22 protein-coding genes and 2 tRNA genes are annotated in these 26,435 nt (G+C 71.2%); 13 read left to right on the forward strand and 11 right to left on the reverse strand.

All coding sequences use genetic code 11. The annotated features are described in order from the left end of the window. Positions 1-21 precede the first annotated feature (21 nt). Genes yidC through rpmH form a run of 4 tightly spaced genes read right to left on the reverse strand, consistent with a single transcriptional unit; the run spans position 22 to position 2,195 of the window. On the reverse strand, positions 22-1,338 hold the full coding sequence (gene yidC / locus IE180_RS04480; protein WP_190155425.1) for a membrane protein insertase YidC: 1,317 nt from the start codon (positions 1,336-1,338) through the stop codon (positions 22-24). A 3-nt stretch (positions 1,339-1,341) separates the two neighbouring features. Beyond that, the gene (gene yidD, locus IE180_RS04485; protein WP_190155426.1) at positions 1,342-1,668 is read right to left on the reverse strand and encodes a membrane protein insertion efficiency factor YidD; all 327 of its coding nucleotides are present in this window, start codon (positions 1,666-1,668) and stop codon (positions 1,342-1,344) included. After that, on the reverse strand, positions 1,665-2,036 hold the full coding sequence (rnpA, locus tag IE180_RS04490; protein WP_190155427.1) for a ribonuclease P protein component: 372 nt from the start codon (positions 2,034-2,036) through the stop codon (positions 1,665-1,667). The genes yidD and rnpA overlap by 4 nt, the downstream gene beginning before the upstream one ends. A gap of 21 nt (positions 2,037-2,057) precedes the next feature. Beyond that, positions 2,058-2,195 (reverse strand): 50S ribosomal protein L34, encoded by a 138-nt coding sequence (gene rpmH, locus IE180_RS04495; RefSeq protein WP_007265229.1) that lies wholly within the window; start codon positions 2,193-2,195, stop codon positions 2,058-2,060. A 399-nt stretch (positions 2,196-2,594) separates the two neighbouring features. Between rpmH and dnaA the strand changes: the two genes are divergently transcribed. The 11 genes from dnaA to IE180_RS04550 all read left to right on the forward strand — a co-directional run bounded on the left by dnaA (position 2,595) and on the right by IE180_RS04550 (position 16,958). Continuing rightward, positions 2,595-4,361 (forward strand): chromosomal replication initiator protein DnaA, encoded by a 1,767-nt coding sequence (gene dnaA, locus IE180_RS04500; protein ID WP_190155428.1) that lies wholly within the window; start codon positions 2,595-2,597, stop codon positions 4,359-4,361. Positions 4,362-5,321: 960 nt separating this feature from the next. Next, complete coding sequence (gene dnaN / locus IE180_RS04505) at positions 5,322-6,452, forward strand: DNA polymerase III subunit beta (protein WP_041130169.1); 1,131 nt, start codon at positions 5,322-5,324, stop codon at positions 6,450-6,452. A 111-nt stretch (positions 6,453-6,563) separates the two neighbouring features. Continuing rightward, positions 6,564-7,442 (forward strand): phosphogluconate dehydrogenase (NAD(+)-dependent, decarboxylating), encoded by an 879-nt coding sequence (gene gnd / locus IE180_RS04510; protein ID WP_190155429.1) that lies wholly within the window; start codon positions 6,564-6,566, stop codon positions 7,440-7,442. 59 nt (positions 7,443-7,501) lie between these two features. Next, on the forward strand, positions 7,502-8,623 hold the full coding sequence (gene recF / locus IE180_RS04515) for a DNA replication/repair protein RecF (RefSeq protein ID WP_190155430.1): 1,122 nt from the start codon (positions 7,502-7,504) through the stop codon (positions 8,621-8,623). After that, a complete protein-coding gene (locus tag IE180_RS04520) occupies positions 8,620-9,174 on the forward strand; it encodes a DciA family protein (protein ID WP_190155431.1) in 555 nt (184 codons plus the stop codon). The genes recF and IE180_RS04520 overlap by 4 nt, the downstream gene beginning before the upstream one ends. A gap of 436 nt (positions 9,175-9,610) precedes the next feature. After that, complete coding sequence (gyrB, locus tag IE180_RS04525; protein ID WP_123453557.1) at positions 9,611-11,641, forward strand: DNA topoisomerase (ATP-hydrolyzing) subunit B; 2,031 nt, start codon at positions 9,611-9,613, stop codon at positions 11,639-11,641. A gap of 41 nt (positions 11,642-11,682) precedes the next feature. Beyond that, positions 11,683-14,274 (forward strand): DNA gyrase subunit A, encoded by a 2,592-nt coding sequence (gyrA, locus tag IE180_RS04530; protein WP_190155432.1) that lies wholly within the window; start codon positions 11,683-11,685, stop codon positions 14,272-14,274. 105 nt (positions 14,275-14,379) lie between these two features. Next, entirely contained in the window at positions 14,380-14,940 is a 561-nt protein-coding gene (locus IE180_RS04535; RefSeq protein ID WP_190155433.1) for a DUF3566 domain-containing protein, read from the forward strand. Between the two features lie 126 nt (positions 14,941-15,066). Next, positions 15,067-15,140: transfer RNA gene (locus IE180_RS04540), tRNA-Ile, on the forward strand. Positions 15,141-15,286: 146 nt separating this feature from the next. Continuing rightward, on the forward strand, positions 15,287-15,421 hold the full coding sequence (locus IE180_RS04545) for a DLW-39 family protein (RefSeq protein ID WP_003958712.1): 135 nt from the start codon (positions 15,287-15,289) through the stop codon (positions 15,419-15,421). A gap of 184 nt (positions 15,422-15,605) precedes the next feature. Beyond that, positions 15,606-16,958, forward strand: coding sequence for a hypothetical protein (locus IE180_RS04550; protein ID WP_190155434.1), 1,353 nt, complete (start codon positions 15,606-15,608; stop codon positions 16,956-16,958). Positions 16,959-16,962: 4 nt separating this feature from the next. Here IE180_RS04550 and IE180_RS04555 read toward each other — a convergent pair whose 3' ends face one another. Together IE180_RS04555 and IE180_RS04560 are read right to left on the reverse strand one after the other, a co-directional pair. Further along, positions 16,963-18,468, reverse strand: a complete 1,506-nt coding sequence (locus IE180_RS04555) for a serine/threonine-protein kinase (RefSeq protein ID WP_190155435.1) — start codon at positions 18,466-18,468, stop codon at positions 16,963-16,965. 64 nt (positions 18,469-18,532) lie between these two features. After that, complete coding sequence (locus IE180_RS04560) at positions 18,533-19,081, reverse strand: helix-turn-helix domain-containing protein (RefSeq protein WP_190155436.1); 549 nt, start codon at positions 19,079-19,081, stop codon at positions 18,533-18,535. Positions 19,082-19,208: 127 nt separating this feature from the next. On the opposite strand from IE180_RS04560, the gene IE180_RS04565 reads away from it, so the two are divergent. Together IE180_RS04565 and IE180_RS04570 are read left to right on the forward strand one after the other, a co-directional pair. Beyond that, a tRNA-Ala gene (locus IE180_RS04565) sits at positions 19,209-19,281 on the forward strand. A gap of 222 nt (positions 19,282-19,503) precedes the next feature. Then, positions 19,504-20,346, forward strand: coding sequence for an AfsR/SARP family transcriptional regulator (locus tag IE180_RS04570; RefSeq protein ID WP_190155437.1), 843 nt, complete (start codon positions 19,504-19,506; stop codon positions 20,344-20,346). A gap of 22 nt (positions 20,347-20,368) precedes the next feature. On the opposite strand, the gene IE180_RS04575 is transcribed toward IE180_RS04570, so the two are convergent. The 5 genes from IE180_RS04575 to IE180_RS04595 all read right to left on the reverse strand — a co-directional run bounded on the left by IE180_RS04575 (position 20,369) and on the right by IE180_RS04595 (position 26,246). After that, a complete protein-coding gene (locus tag IE180_RS04575) occupies positions 20,369-20,977 on the reverse strand; it encodes a response regulator transcription factor (RefSeq protein WP_190155438.1) in 609 nt (202 codons plus the stop codon). Positions 20,978-21,022: 45 nt separating this feature from the next. After that, positions 21,023-22,279, reverse strand: coding sequence for a sensor histidine kinase (locus tag IE180_RS04580; protein ID WP_190155439.1), 1,257 nt, complete (start codon positions 22,277-22,279; stop codon positions 21,023-21,025). Positions 22,280-22,467: 188 nt separating this feature from the next. Then, a complete protein-coding gene (locus tag IE180_RS04585; protein ID WP_229860287.1) occupies positions 22,468-24,747 on the reverse strand; it encodes a TOMM precursor leader peptide-binding protein in 2,280 nt (759 codons plus the stop codon). A 34-nt stretch (positions 24,748-24,781) separates the two neighbouring features. Next, the gene (locus IE180_RS04590) at positions 24,782-24,955 is read right to left on the reverse strand and encodes a hypothetical protein (RefSeq protein WP_190155441.1); all 174 of its coding nucleotides are present in this window, start codon (positions 24,953-24,955) and stop codon (positions 24,782-24,784) included. A gap of 139 nt (positions 24,956-25,094) precedes the next feature. Further along, on the reverse strand, positions 25,095-26,246 hold the full coding sequence (locus tag IE180_RS04595) for a glycosyltransferase (protein WP_190155442.1): 1,152 nt from the start codon (positions 26,244-26,246) through the stop codon (positions 25,095-25,097). Positions 26,247-26,435 lie beyond the last annotated feature (189 nt).

Consider the following 26,435-nt stretch of genomic DNA (forward strand, 5'->3'; position numbering starts at 1 on the left):
TCCTTCTTGCTTCTGGGAGGCTTACTTCTTGGAGGAGGGGTGCTTGGGCCGCTGCTGGCCCTTGCGCTGACCCTGACCGGACTTGCCCTGACGGGAGCCGCCGGAGTTGGCACGGCTCGGACGCTGGGGCTTGTCGTCCTGCGCCTCGCCCTGGGCGGCGGCCTTGGTCGAACCCCGGGGCTTCTTCTCGAGCGAGGTGGTCGCCTCTGCGGCGGCCGGCTCGGAGCCTTCCTCGGAGTCCTTCACCACGGGCTGCTGGGCCACGGAGGACTGGCGCTGGGACTTGGTCTGGCGCTTGGGCTGCTGGCGCCTGGCGGCGGCACCGCCCTCCGCCTCGGCCACGATCGTGTCGCTCTTGATCACGGTGCCGTCCGGCTGGGCGGCGAAGCCGGCCTTGGACAGACCCGCGAAGAAGCGGCGCTCGTTCTCGTTGCGGTCGCTGCCCTTGGCGACGATGACCTTGACGACGTTCTTCCGGCGACGGCCCTTGACCTCACCACCGTGCGTGATGCTCTTCAGGAGGCGCTGGAGGTAGGCGTCCTGGGCCTTGCTGCCCGGGGTCGGGTTCTGGTTGATCACGTACATCTGCTGGCCCATGGTCCACACGTTGGTGGTCAGCCAGTAGATGAGGACACCGACGGGGAAGTTGATGCCCATGCCGGCGAAGATCAGCGGGAAGATGTACATGAGCATCTTCTGCTGCTGCATGTACGGGGTCTTCACCGAGAGGTCGACGTTCTTCATCATCAGCTGGCGCTGGGTGAAGAACTGCGAGGCCGACATCATCACGATCATGACGGCGGTGACGATGCGGACCGACGTGATCGAGGCGTCGAGGGCGGCGACCTCGGCGGCGGTGTCCGTGAACTTCGCGGCGAGCGGGGCGCCGAAGATGTGGGCCTGACGGGCGCTGGCGAGCAGCGGGCCGTCGATGACGCCGATCTCCTTGCCCGAGGCGATCGCGGAGAGCACGTGGTACAGGGCGAAGAAGAACGGGGACTGCGCCAGGATGGGAAGGCACGAGGAGAGCGGGTTGGTGCCCGTCTCCTTGTACAGCTTCATCATCTCTTCGGACTGACGCTGCTTGTCGCTCTTGTAGCGCTCCTGGATCGCCTTCATCTTCGGCTGGAGCGCCTGCATGTTCCGCGTCGACTTGATCTGCTTGACGAACAGCGGGATCAGACAGATGCGGATCAGCACCACGAGGGACACGATGGACAGGCCCCAGGCCCAGCCCGTGTCGGGACCGAAGACCGCCCCGTACACCTTGTGGAACTGGACGATGACCCAGGAAACGGGCCAGGTGATGAAGCTGAACAGACTGGCAATCGTGTCCACTAATCAGGCTCCTTGAGCATTGGGCGAGGTCTCGGCGGCCGGGCTCGTCTCGACGGGGGATCCGCCCTGGTCGCCGCGCAGCGCGTTCCGCAGCATCTCGTGCCAGCGGGGCCGCTTGCGCGGGGGGACGTGATCCACGCCGCCGGGCGACCACGGGTTGCACCGCAGGAGGCGCCAGGCGGTCAGGGCCGTGCCCTTGATCGCGCCATGCCGGTCGATGGCCGTGAATCCGTAGTGGGAACACGACGGGTAGTACCGGCAGACGGGGCCCAGGAGGGGGCTGATCGTCCACTGGTACAGCTTGATGAGAGCCAGCAGCGGGTACTTCATCGCGTGCCCCCTCCCAGCAGCCGCCGGAGAGCGGCGTCCAGGTCTCGGGCCAGCTGTGCGTGGTCGGCGTCGCCGGCTCCGGGCAACGCCCGTACGACCACCAGGCTACCGGGGGGCAGCATGGAGATGCGGTCGCGGACGAGATGGCGCAGGCGTCGCTTCACCTGGTTGCGTACGACCGCCCCGCCCACGGCCTTGCTCACGACGAAACCCGCACGCGTCGGGGGAGCGCTCTCCCCAGGCGCGTGCGGGCCCGTTGCACCGCTGCGTAGGTGGACGACGAGGAGCGGGCGACCGGCCCGGCGACCTCGGCGTACCGCGGTTGCGAAGTCCTCGCGCCGCCTCAGCCGATTCTCGGTAGGCAGCACGTCATGACCTGTTTAAGTGGATCAGGCGGACAGTGCCGAGCGACCCTTGGAACGGCGGTTCGCCAGGATGGCGCGACCGGCACGCGTACGCATCCGCAGGCGGAAGCCGTGGGTCTTCGCGCGACGACGGTTGTTCGGCTGGAAGGTGCGCTTGCTCACTCGGGGGCTCCAGAAATGATTCGTAGATGGCGGGACATCGCCTGGCTGTCACCGTGCGCCCACGAGTAGCTCGCAATACGCCCGAGTGCACCGCTACACGATCACTGACCGTGATCTTTGCCCATCGGAGGCAGGCGGCAGCAGCCATCGACAACTCGACCTGGTTACGGTACGCGCGGCTACGCCATCCGGTCAAACCGGCCCGTCGCCACCCCCCATTGTGCACAGGCTGTGGACAACAACTTGAACCGCGTCATCCGCCCCGACTACCGTGGACGACCTCCACAATCTTTATTCCGATCTGTCCTCACCTGTCCTCGACGGACCCGTCCTCACGGACTTCGACCCCCCCGTCCCCGCGAACCACACCCTCGTGGGACCTGCGAGAAAGCGTGCCCTGTGGCTGACGTACCTGCCGATCTTGCCGCAGTGTGGCCACGCGTCCTCGAGCAGCTCCTCGCCGAGGGCCAGCAGGGAATCGAGCCCAAGGACAAACAGTGGATCGAGCGCTGCCAGCCGCTCGCCCTGGTCGCGGACACCGCCCTGCTCGCCGTCCCCAACGAGTGGGGCAAGCGGGTCCTGGAGGGCCGGCTCGCCCCGCTGATCAGCGAGACCCTGAGCCGTGAGTGCGGCCGGCCGATCCGGATCGCGATCACCGTCGACGACTCCGTCGGCGAGCCGACTCCGCCGGCGCCCCCGGTGCAGCAGCCGCCGCAGTCCCGCTACGACGAGCGCGCCCAGCCCGAGCCGTACGAGAAGTACGAGGGCTACGGCCACCGGCCGATGTCCGACGACGGGCTGCCCTCCGCACGCCCCGCCTACCCGGACTACCAGCAGCAGCGGCCCGACCCCGGTGCCTGGCCGCGCACCCAGGAGGACCTCTCCTGGCAGCAGCCGCGGCTCGGCGGCTACCAGGAGCGCGCCCCGTACACCGGGCCGGAGCAGTCCCGGGGGTCCCGCTACGACGAGCCCGCCCGCGGCTACGAGCAGCAGCGGCCCGAGCGCGCCGAGCTGCCCGACCCGCAGAACCACGGGCCGCGTCCCGGCCCCCGCCCCGGCACCGCGGTCCCCGGACCGGGCGGCGGCCACGGCTCCTCGTCCTCCGGGCAGGGCGCCGGCGCACCGGGCGAACAGCACGCGCGACTGAACCCCAAATACCTCTTCGACACGTTCGTCATCGGTTCCTCGAACCGGTTCGCGCACGCGGCCGCCGTCGCGGTGGCCGAGGCGCCGGCGAAGGCGTACAACCCGCTCTTCATCTACGGGGAGTCGGGCCTCGGCAAGACCCACCTGCTGCACGCGATCGGGCACTACGCGCGGAGCCTCTACCCGGGCACGCGCGTGCGCTACGTGAGCTCCGAGGAGTTCACCAACGAGTTCATCAACTCGATCCGCGACGGCAAGGGCGACGCCTTCCGCAAGCGCTACCGCGACGTGGACATCCTGCTCGTCGACGACATCCAGTTCCTGGCGAGCAAGGAGTCGACGCAGGAGGAGTTCTTCCACACCTTCAACACCCTGCACAACGCGAACAAGCAGATCGTGCTCTCCTCGGACCGGCCGCCCAAGCAGCTGGTCACCCTGGAGGACCGGCTCCGCAACCGCTTCGAGTGGGGCCTCACCACCGACGTGCAGCCGCCGGAGCTGGAGACGCGGATCGCGATCCTCCGCAAGAAGGCGGTGCAGGAGCAGCTCAACGCCCCGCCGGAGGTGCTGGAGTTCATCGCCTCCCGGATCTCGCGGAACATCCGTGAGCTGGAGGGCGCGCTGATCCGGGTGACGGCCTTCGCGAGCCTCAACCGGCAGCCGGTGGACCTCGGGCTCACCGAGATCGTCCTCAAGGACCTGATCCCCGGCGGCGAGGACAGCTCGCCGGAGATCACGGCTCCCGCGATCATGGCGGCCACGGCCGACTACTTCGGGCTGACGGTGGAGGACCTCTGCGGATCCTCGCGCAGCCGCGTCCTGGTGACGGCCCGGCAGATCGCCATGTACCTGTGCCGCGAGCTCACGGACCTGTCGCTGCCGAAGATCGGCGCGCAGTTCGGCGGCCGCGACCACACGACGGTGATGCACGCGGACCGGAAGATCCGTGCCCTGATGGCGGAGCGGCGCTCCATCTACAACCAGGTCACCGAACTCACCAACCGCATCAAGAACGGCTGACACCGGGTCACCGGGGCCTCGCGCACGGGCCTCCGGCGACCTCTCCAGGGCGCTCCGGGACACCTCCCGGGGCGCCTTTCGCCGTGCCCGGGGACATCTCTCGCCGTGCCCGGGGACGCCTTTCGCCGCTCCCGGGGCATCTCTCACCGTGTCCGGGGACGCCTTTCGCCGCTCCTGGGGACGTCCCGCGCCCTCCGCCGGGGCGTCCAGGCCCGCGCCCTTCGCCCCCAGCCGGCCCCGGCCTGTTCGATTCCCGCGTTCCGCTGGCAGGTTCTCCACAGATTGCGGGATGATCTCCCGTCCACAGGGTGGGGACCGTCAAGTTATCCGGATTGTGTCCACAGGCCTGCCTGGTGACAGGCCATCACGCCAGGTCAGACCCTTGTGGAATTGTTGGCAAACGATTTCCACAGGCTGTGGATGAATCCTTCGTCCACAGGGCGTCCCGAGAGTTGTCCACCGGGCGCCCACAGGGAGGAGTAGGTTGCCCACAGCTTCTCCACACTGCTGTCCACTGTTCGGCAACGAAACACGTCTGCTCACTGGGACGAGTGAAAGCGGTCACACCAAGGGAGACGTTTGGGCTGTGGGGAACCTGGGGAAAGCTGGGGACAGCGCTGGGGAGAACTCCCCATGGCCTGTGTACCGGCTGTGCAGAACTTTCGAGTGTCCACAGAGGACCCGGGTTGTCCACGGGTTCCACCCACAGGGTCAGTGGACAAAAAACTGGGCCTGAGCTGGGGAAACGACGTTATCCACGGTTTCCACAGGCCCTACTACTACTCCCACATAGAGTTAGCCCGGAATTCGCTTCGAAGTGGGACCTGTGCACAACTCGGCGCCGGAGCTCCGGCACGCTCTCGACCCGACTTGACCCCGAGCAGCACCGAGTGTCGGTGGCGTACGTCAGACTGGTTCCCGCAGTCGACGAAGAGCCAGCAACAGCAGGAGGCGGTTCCGGTGAAGATCCGGGTGGAGCGCGATGTACTCGCGGAGGCGGTGGCCTGGGTGGCCCGCAGCCTTCCGGCCCGTCCGCCGGCGCCCGTGCTCGCGGGCCTTCTCCTGAAGGCCGAGGACGGCGCCCTGAGCTTCTCGAGCTTCGACTACGAGGTCTCGGCGCGGGTCTCGGTCGAGGCCGAGGTGGAGGAGGACGGCACCGTCCTCGTCTCCGGCCGGCTGCTCGCCGACATCTGCCGCGCCCTCCCCAACCGTCCCGTGGAGATTTCCACAGACGGTGTACGGGCGACCGTGGTCTGCGGCTCCTCCCGCTTCACCCTCCACACACTGCCTGTGGAGGAGTACCCGGCGCTGCCGGAGATGCCCACCGCGACCGGCACCGTCCCCGGCGAGGTCTTCGCCTCCGCCGCCGCGCAGGTGGCCATCGCCGCCGGCCGTGACGACACGCTGCCCGTCCTCACCGGTGTGCGCATCGAGATCGAGGGCGACACGGTCACCCTGGCCTCCACCGACCGCTACCGCTTCGCGGTCCGCGAGTTCCTGTGGAAGCCGGAGTCCCCGGACGCCTCCGCGGTCGCCCTGGTGCCCGCGAAGACCCTCCTGGACACCGCCAAGGCGCTCACCAGCGGCGACACGGTGACCCTGGCGCTCTCGGGCTCCGGCAAGGGCGAGGGCCTCATCGGCTTCGAGGGCGCGGGCCGCCGGACCACCACCCGCCTCCTGGAGGGCGACCTCCCGAAGTACCGGACGCTCTTCCCCACCGAGTTCAACTCGGTCGCGGTGATCGAGACCGCCCCCTTCGTGGAGGCCGTGAAGCGCGTGGCCCTGGTGGCCGAGCGCAACACCCCGGTGCGGCTGAGTTTCGAGCAGGGCGTGCTGATCCTGGAGGCCGGCTCCAGCGATGACGCACAGGCTGTGGAGCGCGTCGACGCGCAGCTGGACGGCGACGACATCTCGATCGCCTTCAACCCGACCTTCCTGCTGGACGGCCTGAGCGCGATCGACTCCCCGGTCGCCCAGCTCTCCTTCACGACCTCCACGAAGCCGGCGCTGCTGAGCGGCAAGCCCGCCCTCGACGCGGAGGCGGACGAGGCCTACAAGTACCTCATCATGCCGGTGCGGCTGAGCGGCTGAGGCCCCTCGTCGGGGGTCGTCGCCTGAGCGGCTGACCCCACAGGTGTGCACGGGGGTCCGGGCGTAGGCTCGGACCCGGGTACACCGCACACGACGCTTAAGGAATCTCTGATGGAGCTCGGTCTCGTCGGTCTCGGCAAGATGGGCGGCAACATGCGTGAGCGCATCCGCCGCGCAGGCCACACCGTCATCGGATACGACCGCAACCCGGACCTCGCCGATGTCCACAGCCTCGAAGAGCTTGTGGGCAAGCTCAAGGGTCCGCGCGTCGTGTGGGTCATGGTCCCGGCCGGTGCCGCGACCCAGTCCACCATCGACGAGCTGGCCGAACTGCTCTCCCCCGGCGACATCGTCGTGGACGGCGGGAACTCGCGCTGGACGGACGACGAGAAGCACGCCGAGGAGCTCGCGGCCAAGGGCATCGGCTTCGTCGACTGCGGCGTCTCCGGCGGCGTCTGGGGCCTGGAGAACGGCTACGCGCTGATGTACGGCGGCGACGCCGAGCACGTGGCGAAGGTCCAGCCGGTCTTCGACGCCCTGAAGCCCGAGGGCGACTTCGGCTCGGTCCACGCGGGCAAGGTCGGCGCCGGCCACTTCGCGAAGATGGTCCACAACGGCATCGAGTACGCGATGATGCAGGCCTACGCCGAGGGCTGGGAGCTCCTGGAGAAGGTCGACTCCGTCACCGACGTGCGCGAGGTCTTCCGCTCCTGGCAGGAGGGCACGGTCATCCGCTCCTGGCTGCTCGACCTCGCGGTGAACGCGCTGGACGAGGACGAGCACCTGGACAGGCTGCGGGGCTACGCGGAGGACTCCGGCGAGGGCCGGTGGACGGTCGAGGCCGCCATCGACAACGCCGTCCCGCTGCCGGCGATCACCGCGTCGCTGTTCGCGCGGTTCGCCTCCCGTCAGGACGACTCCCCGCAGATGAAGATGATCGCCGCGCTGCGCAACCAGTTCGGCGGCCACGCGGTCGAGACGAAGAAGTAATCCACAGGCTGTGCACCCCGCGGTGCACGGCCGCCGGGGGAAGAAGGTCGGCGCCCACCATGCACGTCACGCATCTCTCGCTGGCCGACTTCCGCTCCTACGCCCGGGTCGAGGTCCCGCTCGACCCGGGCGTCACCGCTTTCGTGGGCGCGAACGGCCAGGGCAAGACCAACCTGGTCGAGGCCGTCGGCTACCTCGCGACCCTCGGCAGCCACCGCGTCGCCTCCGACGCCCCGCTCGTCCGGATGGGGGCGGAGCGCGCGGTCATCCGCGCCGCCGTCACCCAGGGCGAGCGCTCCCAGCTGATCGAGCTGGAACTCAACCCGGGCCGCGCCAACCGCGCCCGCATCAACAGGTCCTCGCAGGTCAGACCGCGTGACGTCCTGGGAATCGTCCGGACCGTGCTGTTCGCCCCCGAGGACCTCGCCCTGATCAAGGGCGACCCCGGCGAGCGCCGGCGCTTCCTCGACGAGCTGATCACGGCGCGCGCGCCGCGCATGGCGGGCGTGCGCTCCGACTACGAGCGCGTCCTCAAGCAGCGCAACACGCTCCTGAAGTCCGCGGCGATGGCCCGGCGGCACGGCGGCCGGGGCATGGACCTGTCCACCCTGGACGTGTGGGACCAGCACCTGGCCGGGGCGGGCGCCGAGCTGCTCGCCCAGCGGCTCGACCTCATCGCCGTGCTGCAGCCGCTCGCCGACAAGGCCTACGAGCAGCTCGCGCCCGGCGGCGGACCGGTCCTGCTGGAGTACCGGCCCTCCGCGCCGGGCACCGGGCACACCCGCGAGGCGCTGTACGAGCAGCTGCTCTCCGCCCTCGCCGAGGTCCGCAAGCAGGAGATCGAGCGGGGCGTCACGCTCGTCGGCCCCCACCGGGACGAACTGCTCCTGAAGCTCGGCGACCTCCCGGCGAAGGGGTACGCGAGCCACGGCGAGTCCTGGTCGTACGCGCTGGCGCTCCGCCTCGCCTCGTACGACCTGCTGCGCGCCGAGGGCAACGAACCGGTCCTCGTCCTCGACGACGTCTTCGCCGAGCTGGACGCGCGGCGGCGCGAGCGGCTCGCGGAGCTGGTGGCGCAGGGCGAGCAGGTGCTCGTCACGGCGGCGGTCGACGACGACGTGCCGGGCGTGCTCGCGGGCACCCGGTACGCCGTGGCCGGCGGGGTGGTGGAGCGGGCGTGAGCGAGGAAAGGCTTCCCCAGGCTGTGGACGGTCCCGTCGTGCCCGAACCCTCGGGCGTCGACCTCGCCCGGGTCGCGCTGCGCGCCGCCAAGGAGCAGGCGAAGGCGCGGGGCGCGGCGGCGGCGCAGAAGAAGCAGGCCCGGCGCGGGGGCGGACTGCGCTCCGGCGCGCGCGCCGACGGGCGCGACCCGATGGCGCTCGGCGCCGCGATCAACCGGCTGATCACCGAGCGGGGCTGGGAGACCCCGGCGGCGGTCGGCGGGGTCATGGGCCGCTGGCCGCAGATCGTCGGCGAGGACCTGGCGAAGCACTGCGTACCGCTGAAGTTCGACGACGAGCCGGACGCGCGGGTGCTGACGGTGCAGTGCGACTCGACGGCATGGGCGACGCAGCTGCGGCTGCTCGCGCCGCGGCTGGTCGCGCGGCTGAACGAGGACCTCGGGCACGGAACGGTCCGGATGATCAAGGTGCTGGGGCCCGGTGCCCCCCGGCGGGGGTACGGGCCGCTGCGGGCGCCGGGGTCCGTCGGGCCCGGGGACACGTACGGGTAAGCGGTACGGGGCGGGCCCCCGCGGCGCGGGCCCGGGCGGAGGGCGCCGTGCGCGCGGGCGTGGTGCCCGCCCTCCCCCGAGCTCCCGGCTTCGTCCGGGCGGGGCCCCTCGCCCCCCCGGAAGGCGTGCCCGCGACGCGATGGGGTCCGCGCCCACAGGGGTGCGGAAGGCGTGCCCGCGACGCGATGGGGTCCGCGCCCGCCGCCCGTGCCACTGGCCGTCACCGGCCGAAGCGCTGGGTGGCCGTCTGGGGCCTCTGGAGCCCCTATCCGGATATGGGGAGTCGTCTCGCTCCCGCTCAGGGCGGCACATGCGCATTCAGGTACCGGCAAACCCCCATGAGTGTCGGCGCTACCGGTAGACTGGGAGACAATCCCGCCACCCTGCGGAACATGTCGAACGACGCAGCCGCTCCCGTATGCCCGGAGAACGGCCTGTGCTGTGCCAGAAAGGGCGCTTCGTGGCCGATTCCGGCAACCCCAACGAGAACAACCAGTACACCGCCAGCAACATCCAGGTGCTCGAGGGCCTGGATGCGGTGCGCAAGCGCCCCGGCATGTACATCGGCTCGACCGGTGAGCGCGGTCTGCACCACATGGTGCAGGAGGTCGTCGACAACTCGGTCGACGAAGCCCTGGCCGGTCACGCGGACACCATCGACGTGACGATCCTCGCCGACGGCGGCGTCCGCGTCGTCGACAACGGCCGCGGCATCCCCGTCGGCATCGTCGAGTCCGAGGGCAAGCCGGCCGTCGAGGTCGTGCTGACGGTCCTGCACGCGGGCGGCAAGTTCGGCGGCGGCGGCTACGCCGTCTCCGGCGGTCTGCACGGTGTCGGCGTCTCGGTCGTGAACGCCCTGTCCACCAAGGTCTCCGTCGAGATCAAGACGGACGGCCACCGCTGGACGCAGGACTACAAGATGGGCGTCCCCACCGCGCCCCTCGCCCAGCACGAGGAGACCTCCGAGACCGGCACCTCGGTCACGTTCTGGTCCGACCCGGACATCTTCGAGACGACCGAGTACTCCTTCGAGACGCTCTCGCGCCGCTTCCAGGAGATGGCCTTCCTCAACAAGGGCCTGACGATCACGCTCACCGACGAGCGCGAGTCCGCGAAGGCCACGGTGGGCGCCGACGACCCGGACGCCGAGGCCGCCGCCGAGCCGACCGCGCGCACGGTGACGTACCACTACGAGGGCGGCATCGTCGACTTCGTGAAGTACCTCAACTCGCGCAAGGGCGACCTGATCCACCCCACCGTCATCGACGTCGAGGCCGAGGACAAGGAGCGCCTGCTCTCGGTCGAGATCGCGATGCAGTGGAACTCCTCGTACAGCGAGGGCGTGTACTCCTTCGCGAACACGATCCACACCCACGAGGGCGGTACGCACGAGGAGGGCTTCCGCGCCGCGCTGACGACGCTCGTCAACAAGTACGCGCGCGAGAAGAAGCTGCTCCGCGAGAAGGACGACAACCTCACGGGTGACGACATCCGCGAGGGTCTGACCGCGATCATCTCGATCAAGCTCGGCGAGCCGCAGTTCGAGGGCCAGACCAAGACGAAGCTCGGCAACACCGAGGCGAAGACCTTCGTCCAGAAGGTCGTCTTCGAGCACCTCACGGACTGGTTCGACCGCAACCCCATCGAGGCCGCGGACATCATCCGCAAGGGCATCACCGCCGCCACCGCGCGCGTGGCCGCGCGCAAGGCGCGCGACCTGACCCGCCGCAAGGGCCTCCTGGAGTCGGCGTCGCTGCCGGGCAAGCTGTCCGACTGCCAGTCGAACGACCCGTCCAAGTGCGAGATCTTCATCGTCGAGGGCGACTCCGCCGGCGGCTCGGCCAAGTCCGGCCGCAACCCGATGTACCAGGCCATCCTGCCGATCCGCGGCAAGATCCTGAACGTCGAGAAGGCGCGGATCGACAAGATCCTGCAGAACACCGAGGTCCAGGCGCTGATCTCCGCCTTCGGCACCGGCGTGCACGAGGACTTCGACATCGAGAAGCTCCGCTACCACAAGATCATCCTGATGGCGGACGCCGACGTCGACGGCCAGCACATCAACACCCTGCTGCTGACCTTCCTCTTCCGCTTCATGCGGCCGCTGGTCGAGGCCGGGCACGTCTACCTGTCCCGCCCGCCGCTCTACAAGATCAAGTGGGGCCGGGACGACTTCGAGTACGCGTACTCGGACCGGGAGCGGGACGCGCTCGTCGAGCTGGGCAAGCAGAACGGCAAGCGGATCCGCGAGGACTCGATCCAGCGCTTCAAGGGTCTCGGCGAGATGAACGCCGAGGAGCTGCGCGTCACCACCATGGACGTCGAGCACCGCGTGCTCGGCCAGGTCACCCTGGACGACGCCGCCCAGGCCGACGACCTGTTCTCGGTGCTGATGGGCGAGGACGTCGAGGCACGGCGCTCCTTCATCCAGCGCAACGCCAAGGACGTTCGCTTCCTCGACATCTGAGTCGGTCTCAGCTGACCGTACGAAAGGACTGAAGACCAGCAATGGCCGACGAGAACACCTCCGGCACCACCGAAGAGCAGGATCCCGTGCTGCGGATCGAGCCCGTCGGGCTCGAGACCGAGATGCAGCGCTCGTACCTCGACTACGCGATGTCCGTCATCGTGTCCCGCGCGCTGCCCGACGTACGGGACGGCCTCAAGCCCGTCCACCGGCGCGTGCTCTACGCGATGTACGACGGCGGCTACCGGCCCGAGAAGGGCTTCTACAAGTGCGCCCGCGTCGTCGGCGACGTCATGGGCACGTACCACCCGCACGGCGACTCCTCGATCTACGACGCGCTCGTCCGCCTCGCCCAGCCCTGGTCGATGCGCCTGCCGCTCGTCGACTCCAACGGCAACTTCGGCTCCCCGGGCAACGACCCGGCCGCCGCCATGCGCTACACCGAGTGCAAGATGGCGCCGCTGTCGATGGAGATGCTCCGCGACATCGACGAGGAGACCGTCGACTTCACGGACAACTACGACGGCCGCAACCAGGAGCCGACGGTCCTCCCGGCCCGGTTCCCGAACCTGCTGGTCAACGGCTCCGCCGGCATCGCCGTCGGCATGGCGACCAACATCCCGCCGCACAACCTGCGCGAGGTCGCGGCCGGCGCCCAGTGGGCCCTGGAACACCCCGAGGCCACCCACGAGGAGCTCCTCGACGCGCTGATCGAGCGGATCAAGGGCCCGGACTTCCCCACCGGCGCGCTCGTCGTCGGCCGCAAGGGCATCGAGGAGGCGTACCGCACCGGACGCGGCTCGATCACGATGCGCGCCGTCGTCGAGGTCGAGGAGATCCAGAACCGCCAGTGCCTGGTGGTCACGGAACTGCCCTACCAGACCAACCCGGACAACCTCGCGCAGAAGATCGCCGACCTGGTGAAGGACGGCAAGATCGGCGGCATCGCCGACGTCCGCGACGAGACCTCGTCCCGCACCGGCCAGCGCCTGGTGATCGTGCTCAAGCGCGACGCCGTCGCCAAGGTCGTCCTCAACAACCTGTACAAGCACACCGACCTGCAGACGAACTTCGGCGCCAACATGCTGGCGCTCGTCGACGGCGTGCCGCGCACCCTCTCGCTCGACGCCTTCATCCGCCACTGGGTGACGCACCAGATCGAGGTCATCGTCCGCCGGACCAGGTTCCGGCTGCGCAAGGCCGAGGAGCGCGCCCACATCCTGCGCGGTCTGCTCAAGGCCCTGGACGCCATCGACGAGGTCATCGCGCTCATCCGGCGCAGCGACACGGTCGAGGTCGCCCGGAACGGCCTGATGGACCTGCTCGCGATCGACGAGATCCAGGCCAACGCGATCCTGGAGATGCAGCTCCGCCGGCTCGCCGCCCTGGAGCGCCAGAAGATCGTCGCCGAGCACGACGATCTCCAGGCGAAGATCGACGAGTACAACGCGATCCTGGCCTCGCCGGAGAAGCAGCGCACGATCGTCAGCGAGGAACTGGCCGCGCTCGTCGAGAAGTTCGGTGACGACCGCCGCTCCAAGCTGGTGCCCTTCGACGGCGACATGTCCATCGAGGACCTGATCGCCGAGGAGGACATCGTCGTCACCATCACGCGTGGCGGCTATGTGAAGCGGACGAAGACCGAGGACTACCGCTCGCAGAAGCGCGGCGGCAAGGGCGTGCGCGGCACGAAGCTGAAGCAGGACGACATCGTCGACCACTTCTTCGTCTCCACCACCCACCACTGGCTGCTCTTCTTCACCAACAAGGGCCGGGTCTACCGGGCCAAGGCGTACGAGCTGCCGGACGCCGGCCGGGACGCGCGCGGCCAGCACGTGGCCAACCTGCTGGCCTTCCAGCCGGACGAGCAGATCGCCCAGATCCTGGCGATCCGCGACTACGAGGCCGCGCCGTACCTGGTGCTCGCCACCAAGGCCGGCCTGGTGAAGAAGACCGCGCTGAAGGACTACGACTCGCCCCGCTCGGGCGGTGTCATCGCGATCAACCTCCGGGAGACCGCGGACGGCGGCGACGACGAGCTGATCGGCGCCGAGCTGGTCTCCTCCGAGGACGACCTGCTCCTGGTCAGCAAGAAGGCGCAGTCGATCCGCTTCACCGCCACGGACGAGGCGCTGCGCCCGATGGGACGCGCCACCTCGGGCGTCAAGGGGATGAGTTTCCGCGAGGACGACGAGCTTCTCTCGATGAATGTCGTCCGGCCCGGTACGTTCGTCTTCACCGCGACCGACGGCGGGTACGCGAAGCGCACCCCCGTCGACGAGTACCGCGTCCAGGGCCGTGGCGGCCTCGGCATCAAGGCCGCCAAGATCGTGGAGGACCGCGGCTCGCTCGTGGGCGCGCTGGTGGTCGAGGAGACCGATGAGATCCTCGCCATCACGCTGTCCGGTGGTGTGATTCGTACGCGAGTCAACGAAGTCAGGGAGACCGGCCGTGACACCATGGGCGTCCAGCTGATCAACCTGGGCAAGCGCGATGCCGTCGTCGGCATCGCACGGAACGCCGAGGCCGGTGGCGACGACGAGGACGTCGACGATGCCGAGGGCGCCGTGGAGGCGGCCGAGGTCGAGGCGGTCGAGGGCACGGAGCCCTCGACCGGGGAGCACGAGGAGTAGAGCGTGAGTGGAGCCACGGGCGCCGGATCGGCGGCTGCCGGAGCTTCTGCTGGTGCTGGAGCGAACGGTGCCCGTGGTTCCGCCACGGACTCCCAGGGGGTTGCGGTGACGGACACTCGGGGGCAGCAGCCCTCGTACGAGACGTACAACGGGCCACTGCCCGGCGAGCGCCCCCAGGGGCAGCCGGGAGGCCCCTATCACCCGCCACAGGCGTACGGCACGCCTGAGGGCGGTACGCAGGGCGGACAGACCGGGGCCGTGCGCCGGCCGCGGACCGGGGCGCGCACGACGCCCAGGACGCGCAAGGCGCGGCTGCGGGTGGCCAAGGCCGACCCGTGGTCGGTCATGAAGGTGAGCTTCCTGCTCTCCATCGCGCTGGGCATCTGCACGGTCGTGGCCGCCGCGGTGCTGTGGATGGTCATGGACGCCATGGGCGTCTTCTCGACGGTCGGCGGCACGATCAGCGAGGCCACGGGCTCGAACGAGTCCAACGGCTTCGACCTGCAGTCGTTCCTGTCGCTGCCGCGGGTGCTGGTCTTCACCTCGGTGATCGCCGTGATCGACGTGGTCCTGATGACCGCGCTCGCGACGCTGGGCGCCTTCATCTACAACCTGTCGGCCGGCTTCGTGGGCGGTGTGGAGCTCACGCTGGCGGAGGACGAGTAGTCCGCGTGGGGCCGGTCCCTTCCGCGTCCCCCGGGCCTCCGGCCCGGACGATTTTGGGACTGGCCCCCACGTGCGCTAATGTTCAGGAGTCAGCGCGGCGGACACGGAGAAACCGCAGAGCGCGGCGGGGCTATAGCTCAGTTGGTTAGAGCGCATCCCTGATAAGGATGAGGCCACAGGTTCAAATCCTGTTAGCCCCACAGATCGGATCGACCCGGATGGTACGCCATCCGGGTCGATCCTTTTGTGTGAGGTTTGAAGCCCGCACAGGTCACCGATCGGTATCGGTCGATGTGTAGAGTGGGCGTCAGAAGTCTCCTACGTCAACGAAAGACGAGGTCGCGCGGTGAAGAAGCTTCTCCTGGTCGCACTGGCCGCCATCGGCGGGCTCCTCGTGTACCGCCAGATCCAGGCGGATCGCGCCGAGCAGGACCTGTGGACGGAGGCGACCGACTCCGTGCCCGCAGGTTCCGGTGTCTGAGCGACACACGTTCTGTGGGTGAGGCCCCGGCCGCGTGAGCGGTCCGGGGCCTCACTGCGTCTCGGCCCCCTCCGTGATTCGCCGGTGTGAATCATGTGCGTGCCCACGCGAAGTCGCCGTCCGGCGGCCCGGTGAAAGGCAGGATGGACCGGCACCGCAGGGCGGGAACGAACGGGAGGGACGCGTGAGCACGCAGGCCGGGAGGCGGACCGGGATCGGCCGGAGGGCGGGAGCCCTGATCGCGGCGGCCGCGGCGGTGGGCGCGGTGACGGCCCTGCCCGCCCAGGCCGCCCCGACGGCCCGGGCCGTCGGGGGCGCCGGAGCCGTCCGGGGCGGCGGGGAGGCCGGGGCCGCCGGGGGGCCGTCCGTGCCGCCGTACGCCTTCGACGGCTCGGCCCAGCGGATCCAGGGCGCCGCCTCCAGCCTCGACGCGAAGACCCTGCAGGCCGGCCGGACGTACCGCGACACCCTCAAGAAGGACGGCAAGGCCTACTACCGGGTCGACCTCGACACGAAGCGGAACACGTACGTCTCCGTCGTCGCCGTCCCCGGGCCCGGAGGCAAGGTCGAGTACGGCGACGGCTTCAAGGTCGGCATCCAGGACAACACCGGAGCCGACTGCGGCCACCAGCAGGTCGACTTCGGCTCCGGTCAGTACGCCAGGCCGCTCGCCGCCTACGCCCGCAGGACCGTCGACCCGGGCTCCTCCAGCTGCCAGGAGCAGGGCGCCCACTACGTGCTCGTCGAGCGCGAGTCGGCGGCGACCTCCACCCCGGACGACTGGGAGCTGGAGCTCCGGTACGTCACCGAGCCCCTCCTCGAGCGGCCCGGCCCCACCGCCCTCCCCGAGGCCTGGCCGTCCGGCACGCCCGCGCCGCCGGCCGGAGGGCAGCAGAAGCGGCAGGGAGGCGCCGGGTTCCACGAGGCCGTCGCCCTGCGGGAGGGCGAGTGGCGGGCCGACATCCGGCCCGGCCAGACCCTCTTCTACCGGGTGCCGGTGGACTGGGGTCAGCAGCTCTTCGCCGGCGCCGAGCTGGGCAGCGGCACCGAGGGGGACTCCGTGAGCGACGCCCTCACCCTCACCCTCGACAACCCGGCCCTCGGCTTCGTCGACACGGCCACGGTCCGTTACGACGGGAAGCCCGCCACGCTGGCGCTCGACCCGCTGCGGCCGGTCGCCCACGAGAACCGCACCTCGTACCAGGAGGCCACCAGCGGCATGCGGTTCGCCGGCTGGTACTACCTGACGGCGACGCTGAGCCCCGAGGTCGCCGCCGAGTACGGCGACGGGCCGGTGCCGCTGACGCTCCGGGTGAACGTCGAGGGCAGCCCGAAGCAGGCACCCCCGTACGACGCGGACCCCGGGATCTTCTCGGTGATGGCGGACGACCGGGAGGCCGCGGCGAACGGCGCCACCGGGGCCCCGGCCACGACGAACGGCACGATGGCGATCGTCGCGACCGCGGGCATCGGCACCGGGACCGTCCTGCTCCTCGGGCTCGGGGCCTGGACCCTGCTGGCCCGGCGGCGGGCCTGAGGCCTCAGACCTGCGTCAGGGCCCAGAAGCCGACCGCGAGGCACACCAGCGCGACCAGGAGCACCGGGACCGCCACCTTCGGGGGCGGTCCCGGACGGCGCGCGGGGGCGTGCGGGGCGGGGGCCTGGGCGGGGCGCGGGGCGTACGGGTGGGCGGGAGCCGGTCCGTACGGCGTCGCGGGGGCGGGCGCCTGCTCGAAGGCCGGGGCCGGGGCCGGGCGCGGGAACGGCGGAGGCAGGGGGAAGCTGCCGGTCTCGGAGGGCCCGGGCAGCGGCGGGGACGCCGGGGCGTGGGCGAGGGGCCGGTACGCGGGGTGCGTTTGGTGCTGCGGTGGGTACTGCGGCGGCGGTACGGGTTGTACCGGCCGTACGGGCGGCACCTGGGCCGGTGCGGGGGCGGGAGAGGGGGCGGAGAGGCCCGTGGCGGCGGGGCGCGGGGGCTCCGTGGGGCCCGGGTGCCCGTCGGGTCGGGGGGTCTCGGCAGGGCCTGTGGAAGCTGTGGGGCCCGTGGGACCCGCAGAGGCCCTGGGGTCGGTGGGGCTCGTGAGACCTGCGGGGCCTGTGGGGCTTGTGGGACCCAAGGGGCTCGTGGGACGCGCAGAACCTGCGGGGTTCGGGGGGCCGGTAGGGACCGTGGGGCCTTCTGGGCCGAATCCGGCCGGGAGGGGGCCGAGTTGGTCGGAGATCTCCACCGGCGCCTCGTCGGCGCGCGGCTCGGGCAGCATCTCCACGGCGGCGCTCAGCGCCTTGCGCGCTCCCGTGGCCGTCCGGAAGCGTGCCTGGGGATCGGGCTGGAGCAGTCCGGCGAGCACCTGCCACAGGGGCTCCGGGACGCCCTCGGGGGCGCCCGGGGTGCCGTGCGCGAGGAAGTGCTCGACCAGCGCCCGGGAGTCCGGCCTGCGGCCCTTGAGCAGATAGAGCGCGACCAGCCCGACGGCGAAGAGGTCGGCGGTGAAGTCCGGCTCGGCGCCGAGGAGCTGCTCCGGCGCGAAGTAGCCGGGCGTCCCCACCACGTGGTCGGTCTCGGTGAGGCGGGGTTCGCCCTTGCGCATGGAGATGCCGAAGTCGGACAGCCGCAGGTGCGGCCGCCCGGTGCCGGTGACCTCCATGAGGATGTTGGCGGGCTTGATGTCCCGGTGCACGACCCCCTCGGCGTGCACCGCGGCCAGGCCCCAGAGCAGCTGGTCGAGCAGGGCGCAGACGAAGCGGGGCGGCAGCGGCCCGTGGTCCCCGATGACGTGGGCCAGCGAGCCGCCGGCCACCAGGTCCATGGTGAAGAGGACCTTGTCGTCGTCGGCGGCCCAGCTGGCCGGGGCGAGGACGTGCGGATGGTCGATCCGCAGCGCCTGCTCGCGGACGAAGCGGAGCAGCGTGTGCGCGTCGCCCTGCAGGAGCACCTTGGCCGCCACGTAGCGGCGGCGCCGGTGGTCCCAGGCGCGCCACACGGCGCCCGCCCCGCCGCGTCCGATCGGGTCGACCAGCTCGTACCGGCCAGCGAAGACCTCACCCATCGCGCTGCGTCCGCTCCCCGTGTGCGTCGGCTCTCCGCGGTGCCGGCCGGCTGCCGGGCCCGCGTCAGTTCTGGTGCGACTCGTAGTGGGCGACCGCGTCGGCGGTGCGCCCGGCGCCGTACACCCGGAGGAACTCTGCCAGTTCCGGGTGGGCCGGGGCGAGCGAGTCGGCGGCGTCGAGGATGTCGCCGGCGGCCGCCACGGAGCGCAGCAGGGACTGGATCTCGCGGACCACGCGGCGCACGGTCGGACCGCCCGAGACGGTGCTCGGCTGGGCCGTGCCGGTCAGGACGGAACCGCCCTGGGACTTCTTGACCTCGTCCATCCGGTCGGTGGCCTCGGCGGCGCTGACGCTGCCGTCGGCGACCTGGACGGCGAGTTCCTGGAGGGCCTGGACGCGCTGGACGACGGCCGGGTTGCCGATCTTGGCCCGCTGGCCGCTCATCAGCTGGGACAGCATGGGTGCGGAGAGCCCGAGCACGGCCGCGAGCCTGGCCTGATTGAGCCCGAGGTCGTCGATCAGGCGACGGAAGAGCGCCCCCAGCGGCTCTCCGTACCAACTGCGCTGAAGCTCTCTGGCTCTCGCCGTGGCTTCCTGCTGCGCTGCGTCCATTGCTTCTCCCCATCCCTTGGTTCGCCACTGCGAACCCCGGTCAGCATCTTACGGAGCGTGGTTGCGGACCGGGAGTCCCATCCTTTTGCCGGACATGGGGGGTGACCCGGTACGCTGTCCTCGTTCCGGGGCCTTAGCTCAGTTGGTAGAGCGCTGTCTTTGCATGGCAGATGTCAGGGGTTCGACTCCCCTAGGCTCCACCCGCGAAATGCCCCCCGACCTGTGGAAAACCCAGGTCGGGGGGCATTTTGGTGCGCGCGGAGGGGCGGGGGCGCTGGACTCCCGCTCGGGGCTCGCTCGAGTGAACCGGTCATGGGGCGATCCATGACGACGGCCCTGGGAGGCGCGGACGAGGCGTGTCATCGTCGATACCGACATCGCTGGTCAGTCTCTCCAATATCGAATCACTCCGGGGGAGTTTCATGGATGTGGGGATTCTCGGGCCGCTCGCGGTCCGTCTGAACGGACAGTCGATCGTTCCCAGCGCGGGCAAGCCGCGCCAACTGCTCGCGCTGCTCGCCATCAGAGCGGAGCGGGTGGTGACCGTGCCGACGCTGATGGAGGAGATCTGGGGGGACGCGATCCCCAAGAGCGCGGCCACCACGCTGCAGACGTACATCCTCCATCTGCGCCGGAAGGTGACCGCGGCGCTGCGTGCCGGCGGGCCGGGCTGCGGGCCCGGCCGGGACGGGGACGCCAAGGAGGTGCTCACGACCTGCTTCGGGGGGTACCGGCTCGCCGTGCGTCCGGAGGACAGCGACCTGCGGGAGTTCCAGTCGCTGGCGGCCCGTGGATCGACGGCGCTGGAGGCGGGCGACGCGCGGGCCGCGTCCGCGACGCTGGAGCGGGCGCTCGGGCTCTGGAGGGGACCCGCACTGGTGGACGTGCCGGTCGGGCGGGTCCTGGGGGTCGAGGTGCTCGGGATGGAGGAGCAGCGCACCCGGGTCCTCGAGCAGCGGATCGAGGCGGACCTGCTGCTCGGGCGGCACGCCTCGCTCCTGGCCGAGCTGCGGATGCTGGTCGCCCGGCACCCGATGAACGAGAACCTGGCCGCGCAGCTGATGACGGCGCTGTACCGCTCGGGCGGGGTGTGGCGGGCGCTCGAGGTGTTCCAGGAGTTGCGCAGGACCCTCATCGAGGAGCTGGGGGTGGAGCCCTCGCACCGCCTGCAGCGGCTGCACCGGGCGGTGCTCTCCGGCGAGCCCGGGCTGGACCTGGAGTGGGAGCGGGCGCAGTACGCCGGCCCGTCTCTGATGCGCACCTGACGCGTACGGGTCCGGCCGGGCGTCAGACCAGCCAGCCGGACTCGTGCGCGATGCGCACCGCGTCGACGCGGTTGCGGGCGTTCAGCTTGGTGACGACCGAGGTCAGGTAGTTGCGGACGGTCCCCGTGGACAGGTGCAGCCGGGCGGCGATCTCCGGGGCCTCGTCGCCCGCGGCGGTGAGGCGGAGGACCTCCAGCTCCCGTTTGGTGAGCGGGCTCTCCGCACCGTCCCAGGCCGCGAGGGCGAGCTGGAGGTCGATGGCGCGGTGACCGGCCGCGATCCGGCGGATGGCCTCGGCGAGTTCCTGGGGCGAGGCGTCCTTCGGCAGGAAGCCGGCCACCTTGGCGTCCAGTGCCCGGCGCAGGACGCCGGGGCGGCTGAGGCTCGTCAGGATGAGGGTGCGGCAGGAGGGGAGCTCCTCGGCGAGCAGGGCCGCCGCCGTCAGGCCGTCGATGCCGGGGAGCCCGATGTCGATGATCGCCACGTCGGGGCGGTGCTCCAGGGCGGTCGGGAGGATCCTGTCGCCGCGCTCGACCTGCGCGACCACCTCGAGGTCGTCCTCCAGGCCCAGCAGCGCCACCAGTGCGCCGCGGACCATGCCCATGTCCTCAGCCAGCAATATCCGTATCACTGTGGTGAACCCCCCGTGGTCCGACTGTATTCACACTACAATTGTTTACTTCTGTGCGTTCTCCATCCGATTAAGGTCGAATGTGTCAGGTCGGGCGCCCAGTGGTGCGCGGGCGGTCATCCGGAACCAACCGTCGTCGCCCAGTTCGGTGGTGAGGCTGCCGCCGAGGCGGCCGAGGCGGTGGGTGAGGTTGCCCAGGCCGGTGCCGCCGGGCTCGTCCGCCGCCTGCCGGGGCACGGGCCCCGCCGCCCCGAAGGGGTTCCGGCCGACGGGCTCCACGCCGTCGTTGTCGATGCTGAGCGTGACCACGCCGCCCTCCTCCGCGCACCGGATCGCGCACCGGTGGACGTGGCTGTGCCGCAGCGCGTTGGTGACGCCCTCGCGCAGCACGGTGGCGAGCACCGTGTCGATCTGCGGCGGCAGCGGGCCCGTGCCGACGGTCGCCACCACCTCGATGCCGGCCGCCTCCAGCATCGAGCGGGTGGCGGCCACCTCTTCGCGCAACGACATGTCGCGGTAGCCGGTCGCGACCTTGCGCACATCGGCGAGCGACTGGCGGGACAGGGCGAGGATCGAGTCGGTCTCCGCCCTGGCGGGGGCCGGCATGTCCGGCACCAGCCGGCGGACCAGCTCGGTCTTCAGGGTGATCGCGGACAGGTTGTAGCCGAGCAGGTCGTGGAGGTCCCGGGAGAAGCGGAGCCGCTCCTCGGCCACGGCCAGTCTGGCCAGATCGGAACGCTGCGCGTGCAGACGGGCCACCAGACGGGTCAGGGTGCTCAGCCCGAACACCACGAGCCCGGTGACGAGGGTGGTCTCCAGCGTGTAGACGCTGTCGAAGAGGCTGCGGTCGACGACGAACGCCGAGTACCCGTAGAGGGAGAGCCCGATCGCCACGTACAGCGGCCAGGCCGTCCTGGCCGGGAGGAGCAGGAGGACGGAGCCGGCCAGGAAACCGCACATCGCTCCCCACGCCAGGTGGAACAGCGCGAGCGGTAGGAAGCAGCACGCGGCCTGCAGGGCGAGGGTGGTGACGCGGCATCCGTACGAGCTCTGCCGGGCCTGCGGCCTGGAGTGCACGAGCTGGAGCCCGAATATCACGAGCAGGGCGAGGAATCCGATGCCGTTCTCCAGGGGGGAGGAGCCGGCATCGAGGATGTTCACGGCGGTGACCAGGGAGTATCCGGCCATGGTGGCCAGCAGGACCGAGCGGGCCAGGCGGGGGGCCGGCACCGTGGAGCCGTCGTGAGAGAGGTGCGCCGCGGCGCCGTTCGGATCGTCAGGATGGTGTTCCGTCGAGTTCATCAGAGGGGACGACCTCTCTGTGGGGGAAGAGACGTACCGGAAGGTATCGCGATGCCGATCATGGAAATATCGGACCGCGCTGTCCGGATCACCATCGGCTCCGACCTCGGTGAACGGTCTCCGAACAGCGGCGGATTCCCCGCCGCCGGAGGGCGATGGCCGAGAGGGACGGCCCGGCGTCACCGGGGTCAGACGAACAGCGGCAGGGGGTTGAGGAGTTCGTACGGGGTGGGGGCGGTGAGCCGGCCCAGCGCGACCGGCACGTCGAAGAGACGGCCCGGCGCGAAACGTGGCCAGAACTGGCGCATGCCGGGAACGATGACCTTCATCACAGGAAGCCCGATGTCCGGTCGCGTCTGGTCCAGGACCAGGACCTCCAGACCCCGCTCGGCGGCGAGTGCGGTGAGCGCCGCCACGTCGTCGGCGAGGTCGGCGCGCGGGGCGTACGGGTGGCTGCCGGGGCCGCTCGGGGCGATCCGCGGGTCCGGCAGCAGATGGGGCTGGTCCGCGACGGTCGCGGTGCGCCACCAGGCCACCGCCTGGGGATCGTCCACGGTGTAGCCCGAGCCGTCCGGGCGCGCGTCGACGACCGCCGGCAGCAGCTGGCCCATCTCGGTGAGCGCGCGGCGCACCGCGATGCGCGGGTCGAGGTGGGCGCCGAAGCCGAACAGGACGTCCTCGGAAGGGCGGTCGGTGCGCCGGGACAGGGCGGCCACCACCGGGATGCCGAAGTCGGAGGTCAGGTCCAGGGCCCAGACCTCGCGGCCGAGCGAGCGGTAGCCCGCGCGCAGCGGCTCGATCCACGTGTCGCCCGCGGCGACGAAGGCGTCGAGGTCGCAGGCGGGGGCGAGGGTGCGGTTGTACCACCACAGGGCCACCGCGTCGCGTTCCACGAGTTCGAGGAAGCCCTGCACAAAGGCGTCCTCGCGGCTGGAACCGGCGGCGTTGCCGTTGGAGTCCGCGCGCAGCGGGGCCGCGGGGTCGGCGTCGAAGTAGAGGAGGGAGGTGGGCAGCAGCCGCTGGGCGTTCCCGGTGAGCGACCACACGGGGGTCCAGTCGAGCGGCGCCTCCTCGTCGAAGGGGCGGCCGACGTACTGGAAGGGCGAGCCGGCCGCGTTCCAGACGTCCCGCTCGCGCATCTGCCGGGGGTCGTACAGCCGCACCGAGTCCGGGTGGACGGCGGCGGGGCCGAGCGCCCGGTAGCTGTCGCGGACCACGGGCTCGTCGCCGTGCCGCGAGCCGCTGTAGCGCTCGACGGCCTCGCACAGGGCGCTGACCGTGGCCTCCTCGGCCGTGAGGCCCTTGCCTCCGCTGAGCGCGCGCAGGCCCGCGCTGTGCCCGGCCAGGGTCGACGCCCGCATCGCCAGGTTGTGCCCGGAGAGGAAGCTGTGGGTGAAGTCGGGGCTGCGCGGGTTGCGCCGCACCTCGCGCACGACGCCGGTGACGCGGCCCACCAGATGGCCGTACCGCTCCAGCATCTGACGGGGGGACAGGGCGCGGTGGCCGTTCCCGCCGTCCGCCGCCTTGGGGCGGGGCCGGGGGACGAAGGGCTCGCGCACCCGGGCGCCCACGAGCCCGGGGTCGCCGCAGGCCGGGCACTGGGGGCGGCGGGTCACCGGATGCAGCTCGCCGGCGAGGGTGAGGACGTCGAAGGTGTGGACGGCGTCGCGGGTGGGGCCGGGCACGCCGGCCAGCCACTTGGCGGTCTCCAGGACGGCGGTGTGCAGGCCGGCCGCCCGGCTCGCGGCGATCGAGGCGTCGGGTCGGGACACCGGGGCCGTACTGCCCAGCGCGCGGTGCAGGGGGGCCTCGGAGCCGCGCTGGAGGCGCAGGCGTTCGGCGAGGCAGTGCCAGCAGGGGCCGTCGCCGGGGCGCAGGACGGGGCCGGTCCACGCCTCGGGGCCGCCGGGCCCGGCGAGGATCCAGGGCCGGCCGGCCGCGCGCTGCCGCGCGTCGACGTCGGCGAGCCGGGGGTCCAGGTAGTCGGCGCAGAGCACCAGGGCGACGTCGGCGTCCTCCGCTTCCGCGGTGGAGGGCGCGAGGACGAGCCCGGAGGCGGCGCAGGCGTCCCGTGCCTCCTCCGGGGAGACCGGGCCGTCGAGGACGACGAGCCGTACGACCGCCGTGGCGGGCGGGGCCGCCGCTCCGGCCAGGTCCCAGAAGGCCTCGGCCGAAGGACCGGGGGCGGTGGGTGCGTCAGGAGAGGGGCGGGCGTGCGCGCGGAGGAGGTCCGCCGACCAGAGCTCGGCGAGCGCGCGGCGCAGCTCCTCCGGGCCGGCACCGGTGGCGGCGGCCTCCCGCAGCACCTGGTCCGGGGTGCGGCTGCCGTCGAGCAGGGGGGCCAGGGCCTCGGCCGGGGCGCCGCGCACGGCGCGGACGCCCCGCGCGGAGACGAGGTAGACCGCCTCGCCCGGCACGACGAGGCTGCGCAGATGGCTGCGCCAGCCGATCCGCGGTCCGCCGTCCACGGCCACCGGTCCCCCCTGCTCGTGTACCGAGGCGTCAGGCCGCGACGGCCTCGGCCGGCTCGGGAGCCAGGATGCAGAGGGTGAACAGCGCCGCCGCGTCGGCGGGGACCGTGTCCAGGTCCTCGATCGACAGCGTGGCCGGGGACTCCTCGGGGGCCGGGGCGAGGACGGCGGCCCAGGCGGGGTTCTCGGCGAGGACGTGGTTCATGGGGGTTCCTTCCAGAATCCTTCGGGTCTTCCAAGAGGACGTTCGAGCTGTGGGCGTGGTGACGCAGCGCCTCGCTGGATTGTCCGAACACCTGATGATCGCCGACCAGTGTTCCCGTCACGAATCGGAGGTGACGGATTCACATCCCCCCGCGGGCGCGGACCATGTCGGCGATGGCGACCGTCACGTCGTGGGGTGTGGGAAGCCCCGCGATCTCCCTGCTCAGCTCCTCGGTCCTGGCCTTGTAGGACGGGTCCTCGAGCAGTTCCCGGCACATCTTGGCGACGTTCTCGGGGGAGTCGTCCTCTCCCGCCGTCAGCATGATCGCGGCACCGTACTCCGCGAGCCGGGCCGACATCCCCACCTGCTTCGGCATCGCCGGGATCAGCAGCTGCGGGACGCCGCACACGATCGCGTGCAGCATCGTGTTGCCGCCGGCCCGGTGCACCAGCAGGTCGCAGGTGCGCAGCACGACGTCGAGCGGCAGCCAGCCCGCCCGTACGTTCTCCGGAAGGTCGCCCAGGGCGTCCGCGATCTCCTGCGGCGCCGCGATGAGCAGCTCCACGTCCAGCCCGGCGACCTTCTCCACCAGCGCGGACAGGGCGTCGGCCTCGTAGTCGGCGGTCACCCGGCTGCCGGCCGAGACCAGGACGCGCGGCCGGTCGCCGCTCCTGGAGTACATCCAGGGTTCCAGCGCCCGCTGGGTGTTGAAGGGCACGTACCCCATGAACTGCGCGGGTCCCGCGTCCGGACGGCGGGCGCCGGGCGGGCAGATCTCCACGTACATGTCCGGGTCGGGGATCGAGGACAGGCCCATCTCCTCCAGTTCCGGGGCCAGTTCGGCGGCGGCGGAGAGGTCGATGACGGACGGCTCGCCCATGTTGAGCGCGTGCCGCACCCAGGGCAGGCCGAAGCGGTGGGCGACGAGCGGGGCGGCGTACGAGAGGGCTCCGGCGACCAGGACGTCGGGCCGCCAGCGCTCGACCAGCGGGACGAGGCCCTCCATGCTGCCCAGGGCGAGGCGGGCCATGCCGCGGCCGTTGAACAGGTTCCGCTCGTGGGGGTCCTTGGGGATCTCCAGCGGATTGCCGTGCCGGTCGCGCTGCATGAAGTCGTACATGGTGCGCGGGGTGATCGGGACGCCGGGCAGGCCCGTCGCGGCGACCAGCGGCATCACGTTCTCCGTGGCCCCGACGATCACCTCGTGGCCGGCGTTGCGCGCCGCGAGCGCCAGCGGGGTGATGGGGAAGACCGCCCCCGCGCTTCCTCCGGACACAAAAAGGAATCTCATGGCCGCGGACGCTAGGGAGCGGGGGTCGAGCGCTCCTGGAGCGCTGCTGGAAGCGGTACGGGGGCGGGGGCGGGCGGTGCGCGGGCGGCGGGGGCAGATGCGGGCGGTGCGCGGCCGGCGGGGGCGGATGCGGGCGGTGCCGTGCGGTGCGGTCGGTGCCGGGCGGTGTGGTCGGTGCGGCGTACGGGA

The organism is Streptomyces litmocidini (assembly GCF_014649755.1).
Lineage (GTDB): Bacteria > Actinomycetota > Actinomycetes > Streptomycetales > Streptomycetaceae > Streptomyces > Streptomyces litmocidini.